The sequence below is a fragment of the Trinickia camelliae genome, from assembly GCF_053525655.1.
Genome location: NZ_JBCHAA010000056.1, coordinates 1 through 516, shown reverse-complemented (window position 1 = coordinate 516; position 516 = coordinate 1). Strand labels below are relative to the sequence as shown.

General features: G+C 62.6%; 1 pseudogene. It reads left to right on the top strand.

From position 1 onward, the window contains the following. Positions 1-335: pseudogene (locus AAHK20_RS33490) on the top strand (proline/glycine betaine ABC transporter permease); the annotation flags it as partial. Positions 336-516 lie beyond the last annotated feature (181 nt).

Here is a 516-nt window from a genome sequence, read left to right as displayed (position 1 = left end):
TCAATCAGACGACGATGATGGCGTTGTCGATGGTCGTGATCGCATCGATGATCGGCTCGCGCGGGCTCGGTGAAGACGTGCTCGCCGGCATTCAGACGCTCGACGTCGGCAAGGGCATGCAGGCCGGTATCGCGATCGTGATTCTCGCGATCGTCATCGACCGCATCAGCCAGGGTTATGGCCAGGACCGCCGCACGCGCCGCCTGCTTGCTCTGAAGAAGCGTTCGAAAGCCGCGTCGCGCGTGCCGTATCGCGTGGCGGCAACCGAAACGGCAGCAGATCAAACCGCCGGCGATGCCGATGAGAACGGCCTCGAAGTGCGGCCGGCAAAGTAAGAGGACAGCAAAATGGCAGCGATCGAAGTCAAGCACGTCTATAAGCTTTTCGGCCACGAAAGCGGTCACGCGCGCGTGCTCGACCTGCTCAGAAGCGGCAAAGGCAAGGCCGAAGTGCTCGCGCAGACCGGCTGCAACGTCGGCCTGAACGACGTGAGCCTGCATATCGGGTCCGGCGAGA